The 12,553-nt window shown below is 60.7% G+C and carries 9 protein-coding genes; 3 read left to right on the forward strand and 6 right to left on the reverse strand.

Annotation, left to right across the window (positions count from 1 at the left end; translation table 11 throughout):
- Positions 1-367 precede the first annotated feature (367 nt).
- On the forward strand, positions 368-961 hold the full coding sequence (locus ACILSR_RS14605) for a hypothetical protein (protein WP_395750521.1): 594 nt from the start codon (positions 368-370) through the stop codon (positions 959-961).
- Between the two features lies 1 nt (position 962).
- Here the strand turns inward: ACILSR_RS14605 and mutS are convergent, their stop codons facing one another.
- A complete protein-coding gene (gene mutS / locus ACILSR_RS14610; RefSeq protein WP_395750522.1) occupies positions 963-3,506 on the reverse strand; it encodes a DNA mismatch repair protein MutS in 2,544 nt (847 codons plus the stop codon).
- Between the two features lie 177 nt (positions 3,507-3,683).
- Here mutS and ACILSR_RS14615 point away from each other — a divergent pair, with 177 nt between their 5' ends.
- Together ACILSR_RS14615 and ACILSR_RS14620 are read left to right on the forward strand one after the other, a co-directional pair.
- Complete coding sequence (locus ACILSR_RS14615) at positions 3,684-4,805, forward strand: metallophosphoesterase family protein (protein WP_395750523.1); 1,122 nt, start codon at positions 3,684-3,686, stop codon at positions 4,803-4,805.
- Positions 4,806-4,854: 49 nt separating this feature from the next.
- Positions 4,855-5,214 (forward strand): hypothetical protein, encoded by a 360-nt coding sequence (locus ACILSR_RS14620; RefSeq protein WP_395750524.1) that lies wholly within the window; start codon positions 4,855-4,857, stop codon positions 5,212-5,214.
- A gap of 436 nt (positions 5,215-5,650) precedes the next feature.
- Here the strand turns inward: ACILSR_RS14620 and ACILSR_RS14625 are convergent, their stop codons facing one another.
- The 5 genes from ACILSR_RS14625 to ACILSR_RS14645 all read right to left on the reverse strand — a co-directional run bounded on the left by ACILSR_RS14625 (position 5,651) and on the right by ACILSR_RS14645 (position 12,407).
- Positions 5,651-6,667 carry an MBL fold metallo-hydrolase gene (locus tag ACILSR_RS14625; RefSeq protein WP_395750525.1) on the reverse strand — a complete coding sequence of 339 codons (1,017 nt, stop codon included), beginning with the start codon at positions 6,665-6,667 and terminating at the stop codon, positions 5,651-5,653.
- Positions 6,668-6,909: 242 nt separating this feature from the next.
- Positions 6,910-7,842, reverse strand: coding sequence for an alpha/beta hydrolase fold domain-containing protein (locus ACILSR_RS14630; protein WP_395750526.1), 933 nt, complete (start codon positions 7,840-7,842; stop codon positions 6,910-6,912).
- Between the two features lie 38 nt (positions 7,843-7,880).
- A complete protein-coding gene (locus ACILSR_RS14635) occupies positions 7,881-8,777 on the reverse strand; it encodes a hypothetical protein (protein WP_395750527.1) in 897 nt (298 codons plus the stop codon).
- A complete protein-coding gene (locus tag ACILSR_RS14640; RefSeq protein ID WP_395750528.1) occupies positions 8,774-10,759 on the reverse strand; it encodes an SUMF1/EgtB/PvdO family nonheme iron enzyme in 1,986 nt (661 codons plus the stop codon). Before ACILSR_RS14640 ends, ACILSR_RS14635 begins: the two co-directional genes overlap by 4 nt.
- A 19-nt stretch (positions 10,760-10,778) precedes the next feature.
- The gene (locus ACILSR_RS14645; protein WP_395750529.1) at positions 10,779-12,407 is read right to left on the reverse strand and encodes a hypothetical protein; all 1,629 of its coding nucleotides are present in this window, start codon (positions 12,405-12,407) and stop codon (positions 10,779-10,781) included.
- Between the last annotated feature and the right edge of the window lie 146 nt (positions 12,408-12,553).

Raw genomic sequence — 12,553 nt, forward strand, 5'->3', positions numbered from 1 at the left:
GAGGCAGCGAGAAGCACAAACCCTTGATGGATAAAATATTGGAGTGGCAAAAACGAACTTCGCCGAAGCAGCCTCCCGACCAATTGCCCTCTCCAGACACAGATCTCAAAAACGCTGCTTAACTTCGGTATCCGGGTTAAACGGAACCACAATACCAATATTGCCGGCCTGTGGTTGGTGAAGGCGTGCTGCTTCGAAGTCTTGTCTAACCTCAATAACCGCCGAAAATTTATGAAGGCCTCGTGGACCGCTCATTGCAGCGACACTGATACGGAGGGAATTTGTAGAAGGACCTAATGTCCGCGGATCTTTTCATTATGCTGTCCATCTTTTTAATCTAAAAGTCCACAACGCAGCCTTGGCCTTTATGAAAAGTGAATCGAAGCAGGAAGAAAACAGAGAGCCTCCCAAGTTTGAGAGGTGGTGGATTTTTGGCTTTGTTGCCGTTTGGATTTTGATTGGAATCACGCCAAAAATTGCAGACAAGCCTGGAGAGTTTGGTGACATGTTTGGGATGGTTAACAGCCTCTTTTCAGGGGCGGCATTGATTGGTCTGATTTACACAATCAGACTTCAAATGCATGAAATCTACCTTCAACGAGAAGAGTTGAAGTTGACTCGGAATGAGTTGAAAAAATCGGCTGAAGCTCAACAGGGCTCAGCTGAAGCACTCACACTCCAAGTATTGATTTCAGCTATTACTGCTCAACTTTCGGCACACATTTCGAGACGCGAAACCGCATATGTAAATTTGAAGCGAGTGGAAGAGAATCTGAAATCTGGAGGCTTATTTGATTCTCCAGGTTCATTAGCGCATGAGCGCAAGCAGATTAACGAAGGGATTACTTATCTGACGAATCAAATGGAAGGCCTCCAAAAAAGGCTCTCTCAGTATGATGCGGAATTGTTAGGAAAGCTTTTAAATGCCCGGAAAGCTGAAGAAGTTGCCGCCTCATCATAAATCACCCAAACAACACCATCTGCCCCGCGTCCTCATCACTCACCGCTTTCTTCCGCACCTTCGCCGGCACACTCGTCGCCACCGGCACCTCCTTCACGCTCTCCGCCGGCTGATGCCCTGCCTCGAGCTGCAGCAGCACCTCCTTCGCGCGCTCAATCACGCCCTCCGGCAGACCCGCCAGCCGTGCCACCTGGATCCCATAGCTCTTCTCCGCGCAGCCCGGCATGATCTTGCGCAGAAAGATGATCTGCTGGTTCCACTCCTTCACCGCCACGTTGTAGTTCTTCACCGCACTGCGGCTCTGCGCCAGCGCCGTGATCTCATGGTAATGCGTCGCAAACAACGCCCGCGCGCCCACCTTGTCATGAATGTGCTCCGCCACGCTCCACGCGATGCTCAGCCCATCAAACGTGCTCGTCCCGCGCCCGATCTCATCCAAGATCACCAGACTCCGCTCCGTCGCATTGTTTAGAATGAGCGCCGTCTCATTCATCTCCACCATGAACGTACTCTGTCCGCGAGCGATGTCATCGCTCGCGCCGATGCGCGTGAAGATGCGATCCACCAGCCCCACCTCCGCGCTGAACACCGGCAGATAACTCCCGATCTGCGCCATCAGCGTCAGCAGCGCCGTCATGCGCAAATAGGTACTCTTCCCCGCCATGTTCGGCCCCGTGATCAAAATCAGGCGGCTCTCCTCCGGCTCCAGCGTGATGTCATTCGGCACAAAGCGCTCGCCACTCGTCAGGTTCTGATCCAGCACCGGATGCCGCCCATCGCGTATGAACAAATTCCGCGTCTCATTCAAAACGGGCCGCGTGTAGTTAAACAACCGCGCCGTCTCAGCCAGCGAACCCAGCGCATCCAAAATCGCGATCGTCTCCGCCGTCTCCTGAATGTGCCCCAGATGCTCCATCACCCGTCCGCGCAGCGCCAGAAACTCCTCATACTCCAGCGCCTTGCTCCGCTCCTCGCTGCCCAGGATCTTGTCCTCCATCCGCTTCAGCTCATCCGTGATGTAGCGCTCGCCATTCACCGTCGTCTGCTTGCGATGATAATCCGCCGGCACACTGCCCACGTTCGCCTTCGTGATCTCAATGAAGTACCCAAACACCGCGTTGTATTTGATCTTCAGACTCTTGATCCCCGTGCGCTCGATCTCCCGATTCTGCAAATCCGCGATCCACTGCCGTCCCAGCGTCGAAGCCGCCCGCAGCTCATCCAGCGCCGGCAGATAGCCCTCGCGAAACACCCCGCCCTCCTTGATCTGCATCGGCGGCTCATCCGCAATCGCCTTCTGAATCTCCTGCGAAATCACCGTCAAATCATGCAGCCGGGTCAGCAGGAGCGGGATCATCTTGATCCCCCCTTCAGCCAGCGAGTCCTCGCGAACTCCTCCCACATGGATCAGCTGCTCCAGCGCCGCCCGCAGCGCCGGCACCACCTCCAGGGAAGACGCCAGCATCAGAAGATCACGCCCGTTCCCGCTGCCCTGGCTCAGCCGCGAGCTCGTCCGCTCCAGATCCCGCACCTCCTTCAGCAGCGTTCGGATCTGGCTAAAAAGCATCGACTCCTCCAGCAGCGCCGCCACCATGTCCTGCCTCTGCGTCAGCGTCTCCAGATCCCGCAGCGGGTGCAGCACCCAGTGCCGCAGCTTGCGCGCACCCATCGGCGTGCACGTGCGGTCCAGCGCGCTCAGCAGCGTGTGCGCATTGCCACCACGCGCCGTCACCAGTTCCAGATGACTCTGGCTCGCCGCATCAATGAGCACCACATCACTGATTTGAGCATGTCGCAGCCGTTGGATGTGGTCCACACTCCGCCTCAGTTGAAACTGCAGATACTGCAAAATACACCCCGCAGCCCCAATCGCCGCACTCAGCCCCTGACAGCCAAAACCATCCAGCGACTGCACCTTGAAATGCTGCGTCAGGCTGTGCTGCGCCTGATCAATCAAAAACAGATAGCCCTCCACCGCCTGCGCACAGGATGGACTGCCCAGCAGCTCGATCAAATCCGCCTGCTCCTCACTGTGCAGCAGCTCGCTCGCTTGCAGTCGCTCAAGCTCATCCGCCAGCTCCGTGGCATCCTTGAACTCCGCCACTTCAAACTCGCCCGTCGTATGGTCCACATACGCCAGCCCGATCTTCTTCCCCTCCCGAAACACCGCCGCCAGATAGTTTGAGCGGTTTGAGTCCAGCAAATTCAAATCATTGATCGTCCCCGCGCTCAGCACCTGCGACACCGCCCTCTCCACGATTTTCCCCGGCACCGGGTCCGTCGTCTGCTCCGCTATGGCCACCCGCTTCCCCGCCTTGATCAGTTTCGCGATGTAGCCCTGCGATGAATGATGCGGCACCCCGCACATCGGCACCCCGTTGCGCTTTGTCAGCGCCACATTCAGGATCGGCGAGGCCGTCTTCGCATCTTCAAAGAATAGCTCATAAAAATCCCCCAGCCGGAAAAACAGCAGCACATCCTCCGGCAGCTCCCGCCGGATGGCGAGGTACTGCTTCATCATGGGAGTGGTGCTGGCGTCAGACATGGGCTGTGATGGTCAAGAGGGGCCGGGGCGTGGTCAAGAAATGACGAATGAAGAATCAACTCCCTCAGGAGGATAGCCGTCCCGGCTGTCCTGGGCCGATGGGCTTCCAGCCCGTCCTTCCCACTCAATCTCCATCGAATCACGAATAACCCACCCCCACCGCACCGTTTCCCCCCCATGCCTTCCCGCCGCCGCTTCCTCCACACCTGCACCGCCGCCACACTCCCCGTCTTCGGCTCCCATGCCGCAGCGCCTTCCAAGCCCTTCTCCTTCATCCTCCTCGGCGATCTCCACTACGACAGCCTGGCGCACCACGACATGAAATGGCTCGCTGCCCACCACGCCGGCGACCTCAGCCAGATCCAAAACTACTCCCGCCTCACCGCCGAAGTCATGCCCGGCATGTTCGCCGCCATCAAACAGCGCATTGCCTCGTTGCAAAACTCCGCCGCACCCCCAGCCTTCGTCCTCCAGGTCGGAGATCTCGTCGAAGGCCTCTGCGGCACGGCCGAGCTTTCCGCCCGCCAAAACCGCGAAGCCCTCGCCTTCGTCACTCAGGCAGACCTCGGCATCCCCTTCGTCTTCACCAAAGGCAATCACGACGTCACCGGAGACGGCGCCAAAGAAGCCTTCGACGAAGTCCTTCTCCCCTTCATGACAAAAGCGGCCCGCACCCTCGACTCCACCGCCACCCACACCCAGGCCAATCACACCATGACCTATGGCGACTCCCAGTTCGCCTTCTTCGATGCCTACGACAAAACCAGCCTCGAATGGCTCGAAGCCGTCGCCGCCAAACGCACCGCAGAACACCTCTTCGTCATCATCCATCCCCCTGTCGTCCCCTACGGCGCCCGCGCCACCTGGCACCTCTACGCCGGCGAAAAGCTCAAAGCCCAGCGCGCCAAACTCCTCGACATCCTCGGCCAGCAACAGGCCATGGTCCTCGGCGGCCATCTGCACAAATTCAGCGCCCTCACCCGCCTCGCCGGTGGAAAGCGCTTCTCCCAGCTCGCCGTCAGCAGTGTCGTATCCTCATTGAATCAAAAGCCCAAGGACATCCTCCACGGCCTCGACACCTACACCGGAGACCAGGTCAATCTCGAGCCCAAGCACGCCCCTGACACCGCCACCCAGCGCCGCGAAATCTACACCACCGAGCGCAAAGAAGTCACCGCCTTCGAATATGCAGACACCGCAGGCTTCGCCGTCATCACCGTAAGCGGCTCCCAGGTCACCGCCTCCATCCACTCAGGCTCTCAATCCGAAGCCTTCCAAACCCTGAAGATTTCAGTGTAAACAAGTGTCCGCTTGATCCTCCGCCTCATACCGCCAAATTCATCCCATTATGACACAACCCCAGCGCGAAGCCCTCTTCGACATCCTCAGCCTTTCCATCTACGCAGACGCTCACATCTCTCTCACGGAAGAGCGCTTGCTGGAGTCCGCCTTCGTCGCCGAAGGCTGGGATTCCGAATACCCCAAAAGCCTCTTCATCGATGAATCCCTCGCCCGTGCTCGCGAAGCCGCGGACAGCGACGACGCCATGTTCGACTACATCAATGAAAAAGCCCAGGCCTTCACCACCAAGACCTCCCAAAAAGAAGTCCTCGGCGTCGTGAAAAACATCCTCAAGAGCGACGGCGAAACCCCTGAGGAAAATGAATTCTACAGCCTCCTCGTCCAGGCCCTGCCAAAGGCGAAGTAGCAGCGCTCCGTGCATTCAGCTTCAAGCAAACGTGTTGTGCCATCCTGATGCAAGCCCGGAGGGCTGTCACAACCGTAGCCGTGGGTGACAACCCACGGACGGCGAAACCCACGAGGAAAACGAATTCTACAATCTCCTCGTCCAAGCCCTGCCAAAGGCGGAGTAGCGAGGCCGTTGTCGATACATGCATAATCGGCTGCCGCCTTCGTCTTGAAGGCCAACGGCCTTCCGTATCATAGCGAAGGGTTGCCGAGCCTTGGCGAGGCTACCCTGGTTCCAGAGACGACACCCCTCCGGGAAGCAAACCCAGCGCCTTCTTTGTGAGCCGCGCCCACCAGCAGCGTCTGTCTTGCCGTTCCGCCGCGCAGTCTGCGTCCTCTCACGGCCCAAGCCCTCAACAATCCCCAACCCGTCTCAGCTTCCTATTGCGGAGTTCTCAGTCGGCACTCAAATCCAGCTCCCAGTGCGCCGGGTAGCCAGTCTTCGGAAAAATCTCCCGGGCCTCCCGCAGCATCTCCAGCCACACAGCACGTTCATACCGGGCAGACAGGTGAAACAGCACCAGCTCCCCCACCTGCGCCCGCCGCGCCAGCGTCGCTGTCAGCACCGTGGTCATGTGAAAGTACTTCCTGGCCAGCTCCAGGTCCGCATGGCGGTACTGCCCTTCGCAGATCATCACCTTGCAGCCCCGCAGCACATCCGTCAGGCGCTCCATCGCCGCTTCATCCAGCATAAAATCCGTCAGATACGCAATCGAGTCCCCAGGAGTCTCGACGATCAATTTCTCCCGCAGCTCGTCCATCGAGTGCTGCACACCCTCGATCACCACCACCCCGGCGCTCTCCACTGACTCCTTCATCTGCTTCATCCACGGCCCCGGCTTCAAGCCCAGCGCCGCCAGCCTGGACATGTCAATGTTCCGCCGCGCCTTCTCCCGCACCACATAGGCCAGCGTAGGCGTCCGGTGATCCATCGTCACAACGTCCACGCTGCATCCCGCACCTTCCCAAAGCGTCCGCGCATACGGCTGCGCCCCTTCATGATGCGCTTCCACAAAAGCCTCACGCAGCTCAAACCGCGCCGTGCGCACCTCACTTGGAGAGACGTCAGAGACACGCCACGTCCCCGCCATCTCCTCGTGCAGGTTCCACAAATACCCTTGAAAACGATGCTGCAAAATCCGGATCGTTTCCGGCGGCCCCCAGATCCGGTTCGGCTTCGTCTGCCGGTTGAAAGTGCTGCGGAAAAACGAATCAAATCCTCCCACGTGGTCCATGTGCAGGTGCGAGAAGAAAAGTTGATCAATGCCCTGCACCTCCGCGAACGGCACGTCCGAAAGACACCCCTCGCCGCAATCAAACAGCAGCCTTTCGACCGCCTGACCGCTGTCCACCTGCACCAGCAGCGCGTTGTCACTGCCAGCAGCACCGAGGATGCGATACGAAATGCTCATCGCCCCCCGCTATCTCTTCAATAGCAAACGTCAAGGATCACGTGCTCATCGCTTGGCAAAAGCGCGCCAAGCGCCCCCCTGGGAGCGCGGCACTCCGATGCCGCAGGTGGTTCGCGCACCGCGAGTCTTCGCACATGCCGGGCGTCGCAAACACTCAAAGCCACAAGGCCCGCGCCGTCCTCTCCAGTATGTGCGGTCAAAAGCGGAGCCCAGAGTGTTAGCGGTGTACAGCGTGCTGCCCCTCACTTCACCACCGGCTCTCCCAGGTGCTTCTTAAAAAACGCCGTCGCAATATCCACCGTCTCCGCGCACCACGGATCCTTCATCCAAAACGGGTGCGGCGCGTCCTTCAGTGTGTACACCGCCGTCTCAATTCCCAGCCCCTTCAGCTTTTCCATCATCTCCGCGCGTCCCACCTTCAGCGTGTCCTTTTCCCCCTCAATAAAAATCGTCGGCGGCACTCCTGCCCGCACGTGAGTGATCGGTGACGCCGCCATGTAAATCTCTGGATGCTCCTGCGCAGTTGCACCAAAAAACAGCACCGCGCTCTCGTTCGGCTTGTCCTTGTTCGCCGCCACCACATCCATCGTCGCCGCCATCACGATGCACGCCTTCACCGCGCTCGACTGCTCCTTGAACGGCCCCTCGCCCTCAAACTCCGTCAGCCCGCTCGTCATCGCCGTCAGACCCGAGAGATGTCCGCCCGCAGAGCCGCCCATGCACCCGATGCGCTCCGGATCCAGCTTCAGTTCCTTCGCATGCGCGCGCAGGCAGCGCAGCGCCGCCTTGCAGTCATGCAGCGCCGCCGGGTACTTCGCCTGCGTGCTCAGCCGGTAGCTCACCAGCGCCGTCACAAATCCACGCTGCGCCAGCCGCTCCATCATCGGTTTGTCAGCCTCCACCTGGCGTGCCTTCCAGCCGCCGCCATGAATGTCCAGCACGCACGGCCATGTGCCTTCCGCATCCGGCACATACACATACAGCTCCACCGTGTGCTCAGGATACTTCGCCACCTCCAGCGTCTTCAGCGTGTAGCCCGCTGGAGTCTGTGGCTTCAGAGCCTTCCCCGCCGGCACACCGGAGCTCGGTTTAGCCGCAGGTTTCACCTCAGCCGCGGAGGCGGAGTGCAGACTGGCGGAGGCAAACACAAGGCAGAGGAAAAGGCGCGAAAGCATGGCCAAGCATAAACGCTTTCTCGCCGCTGATCCTGCCGTTATTTCTTCTTCGGCACGATGCCCAGCGTCGTCGGCATTTCAGAGGTCTTGCGCAGCAGCCTCTTCTTCGGCGGCGGTGCGCCGGGATCAAAGCCCTCGCCTCCGATCACCTTGGCGCCCGTGCTCGTCATCACCAGCGTCGGGCGGTTTCCATCCGGGTCCTTGTAATAGTTGCGCTGGTTGATCTTGCCGTCCGGATTCACCACCGCGTGGCAGAAAATGTGCGGCTGCGCCAGAAACATCACGTGCAGCTTGTTGTGCACATCGATGCTGATCTGCGGCTGCACCGCCATCATCGCCGGCCCCAGTAGAAACGTCGCGATATAGGCGCCGCTGCGATCATCCGTGATGCGGCAGTACAGCTGCAGATCGTCCAGCTCCCGATACAAGATCACCTGGTACCGCCGCTGCCGCCCCGCGTTCTGAAAGCCCGTCGGCACACCATACGGCTGGTCAAACATGTTGGGCTTCGAATCCGTGATCGTCATCCGCACCTTGTTGGACTGGTAAAACTGTCCGGTGATGGGATGCAGCACATTGGCCACCATCGAAAACGTGCCCAGATCCGCCGTGGAATAACCGCCTGAAAGTTCGACCTTGTGCGTGGTCGTACCGCCAGCCTTCATCGTCAGGGGTTCCTCGGAGCCGATGGAGATCGGCGAGAGCCGCCGCCCGGTGGATTCCGTGATTTCAAACTGCAGCCAGTCCCGCGATCCATGACCGCCCACGATCACATCCGCGCCGGAGCGGTTCGTCACCGTCACCACCGCCACCACGGGCTCTCCGGTCAGAAACTGATTTTTGAGCAGCGTGAGATTCGTCACATACTGCGCGCGCGCCTGGCCGCAGCACAGGCAGAGGATCATCAGGAGGAGGATGCGGTTCATAAGCTTCATGGTTTTGGTTTGGCAGGTGCTGTGCTCGTGGCGGTGCGGAAGCCACGCGCCAGTGTAGCCTCATTCGCAGATTCTGGAAAGCGTCTGTCGGTGAGAAGCTGATCATTGCTCTTCAGCCCGAAATGTCCGCCGCGCACCACCGGCACCTTGATGTCCACGTAATCCGGGTGCGCGGGCCATTCGTCCGGACGGCTTTCCCCGGCGGTCCACTCGCTCACATTGCCCGCCATGTCACACACGCCATACGGGCTCACATCCAGCGTCACGCGCGTGATCGGCGCCCACAGATTATACCCGTCGATCTTGCCGCCCTTGCCTTTCGGAGAGGCGTCATAGTCATCGCCCAGGTTGGCGGCTTTCGGGTTCGGTGTGTTGCCCCAGGGGTACCGCAGGGCGTGGCCTTTCTTCTCGTCCCAGCTCGCAGCCTTCTCCCACTCCTGCTCCGTCGGCAGGCGCTGGCCGTTCCATTTGGCAAAGGCATACGCATCCCACCAGTCCACCTGGGAGACCGGCGTGTTCAGCGTGATGCTCTCGCCGTTGAAGGTCGTCCCCGCCCTCGCCGCCGCGTAATACTGGCCCCACTTCACCGGTTCATGCCCCGTCTTGGTCTTCGGCTGCAGCGCATGGTCATACGCCCCCGCCTTCGCGCTCTTCAGCGCTTTCAAAAACTCCGCATACTGCCCGATCGTCACCTCGTGTTTGCTGATCCAGAAATCCGGCAGCTTGATGTTCTCGTTCTTTTGGTATTTGAATGTTCCCGCCGGGATCTTCACCATCTCGATCGGCAGCGCCGAGACATTCGCCGTCGGCGGCGAGTTCCTGCCGTTCATCAGCGCACCCAGCCCTGCCACCACCACCAGGATCAGCACGATCGCCGTCCACACCCACCACGGCTTCGCACCGTTCACATTCACCGGCAGCGTCTCCGCCTCGATCTTCCGCACGATGCTCCGCTCGCGCATGTCGTCGCGCACATCATCCAGCGCGTTCAGCAGCCCGTTCCAGTCGTGGTTGGCATCCGTCAGGGACTGCAGCAGGCCCCGTGCCTTGCCCTCCGCCGCCACTTGTCGCATCAGCTCCAGAAACGCCTTCACATCCGCCTGGGCGTCCCTCTTCTTCGCCACGGCCGGCCGGAAGAAGTTCACGATGCTCGCCTGATGGTCCGCATCGATGTAAATGTCCCGCGGTGTGATGCTGCGGTGGTGGTACCCGCGCTCCGTGGCAAACTGCATCGCCTCCGCCACGCCAAACAGCACCTCCGCCAGCCGTCGCTCGCTCAGCGTTTCATCCGTCAGCTCGATCTCCATCAGGCTCCTCCCACGCGGCAGCTCCCGCGTGTAAAAGAGCCATCCGTTCGTCTCTCCCGCCTCATACAGCGGCGCGATTCGCGGATGCATCAGCGAGGCCTTCACGCGCTCGCGTTCCTTGAACTTCGCCACGATGTCCGGCTTCTTCAGGTACTCCGGTTTCAGCAGCACCAGCGCCACCGGCCGCTGCACCGTGATCTGCAGTGCGCGGTAGGTCTCCGCTTCGCTTTCGATGTACAGCCGCTCCAGCACCTGGTAGTTTCCCAGCACCGTCCCCGGCACCATCACCGGCGGCGGGTCATCGCTCTCCGTCTGCAGCGTCATCAGCGCGCGCACACGGTCCAGCAGCTTCTCCGGCGTATACGGTCCATCTTTCAGCACCAGCCCGTCCGCTATCTGGTCTTCAAATCCCGTCAGGTCATACCGTGTGGTAAAAAGCACCCGTGTCTGCGGAAAGCGCCCGCGCACGGCATCCCTCAGCGCAAAGCCCGTCTCCTGCGTCTGGAAGATCGCCTCCGTCACCAGGATGTCCAGTGAGTCCGCTTTCGCCACCCACGCAGCGGCGCTCGCCGAATCGGCGAAGTCCACCACAGAGTAGCCAGGGAGATTATCCCTCAGCCAGTTGGCACGTACACCGCGCAGTGCGGCATTGGAATCGACAAACAAAAGTATCATGCGGGCATGTCAGTGGCGATCACCTCCCCACGGGCGGGAGCAGCGGATTCACCCCCCCGGGCGCGGCGCCCGGTGTGGATCCGAACTCCAGGAGATCGCGGGGCTCTGCAGCCACATCCTGGAGTTTGTTGTTGTAGTACAGCCGGAGCATGTACCCGTAGTAGGAACGGCGGCCATGCTGCTGGATTTCGGCGGGCGAGAGTGCGGGCAGGTGATACACCACGTCCAGCAGCTCCTCACCCGCGCCGTTCCAGTCCACCGGAGAGGACTGCCACGTTTCCACGGGTTCGGGCGCGATCGTCTGCGCCACCTGGACGTTGTTCACACGGTCAAAAAAGAACACCTCAAGGTCCAGCTCCTTGCTGTTGATCGGACGGTTCCCCGCACGCTGGATCGGCACGTGCAGGATGTAGCGCTCACCGCTGTTCACCTTGAAATCCCGCTCCGCCTGGCATGCGCCCAGGCGCAAAAACTTTTCGCCGTCTCCTCCCGGAAGCGCATTGCCTCCCGGTGCCGTCACCGCCGCCGAGCCAGAGCCCAGCCTGCGCGCCGCCAGTTCAAAGTAGCTCCCCGCCTTCGTCGGTCCCAGCAGCTGGATCCGCCGCCACGCATCCATCGCCTTGGCCGTGATCCCCATCTGCTCATAAGTCTCCGCCATCTCCGCGATGATCGCCGGGTGGTCAGGGTTCACCTCTTCCGCGCGGCGCAGCAGTTCCAGCACGCCCTGCATGTCACTCAGCCCGCGCAGTTCCTTCGCAGAAGTCACCACATAATTCACATCGCGCAGCAGCTCGTTGGCAGCATTCGTCTTGGGTTTGGTGCCATCAGGAAAATTCATGTTCGGCCCAAATTTGGGCGTGCTGAGGTCCGGCCCGCGCGCCGTCGTCTGCGGCGGAGCTGCAGGCGTCTGAGCCACCGGCACCATCGGCTTCGTCGTCCCTGGCGTCATGGCAGGCGGCAAGCTCTTCGGCAGAGAAGCATTCCCCGGAGCAGTCTGCGGCCGGGCGGCAGTGCCAGGAAGCGTCTGCGGCATAGAAGCCGTGGCCCCAGGCAGCGCGTACGGCTCGGAGGTGCTGGCAGGCGGTGCCGGAGGAATCGTTGCCGAGGCACCAGGCAGCGCATACGGCTGGGATGCGCCCGCACCCGGAGCCGGAGGCAGCGAAGGCGTGCGTGCCCGCGGCATCGACTGCGGCGGCAGGGATGAAACTTGCGGTGTATACGAGGCACCCGGCAGCGCCGGCGCTGGCTCTGGAGTCCCCGGCTGCGTAAAGGAACCGATCGGCGGCGGACCATTCGAAACAGGCGGAGCCACAGGTGCCTGCACCAGCGAGCCCGGCAGCGGCGGCGCCACAGCCGCCGGCACAGGCTGCGGCAGAGCGATCTGGCCCACCTCCGGAACCGTGCTCGGTGCAGGTGCTGGCGCCGAAACGGGAGCCGTAGAAAAAGACGACACTGGCCTCTCTGCAGGCATCGTTGCCGATGCCGTGGACGCCACAGGCCTGCCGCCCTCGGCGGACGCATTGTTATTTAAAATCAATTTCGCCACCAGGCTCATCTGCACCACCGCCAGCAGGCACAGCGTGCCCCAGGCCACCGCGGAGGAGCGATCACGTTCAGACGACAGAATGGTGGAGGGCAGGGGAGTCACAGGTTGCTGAAAAAGACGGCCATGGTACGATTTAGGCCTCCTAGTGTCAATGCTTCAGGGTTCTTCGTTCAAAATGCCGGAAGGTCGCTCCCTGCCGTTGTTCTCTCATGCCATTGAAACGTCACCGCACTACCATCCGTGTGATT

It is taken from the genome of Prosthecobacter sp. (genome assembly GCF_044222565.1).
GTDB lineage: Bacteria > Verrucomicrobiota > Verrucomicrobiia > Verrucomicrobiales > Verrucomicrobiaceae > Prosthecobacter.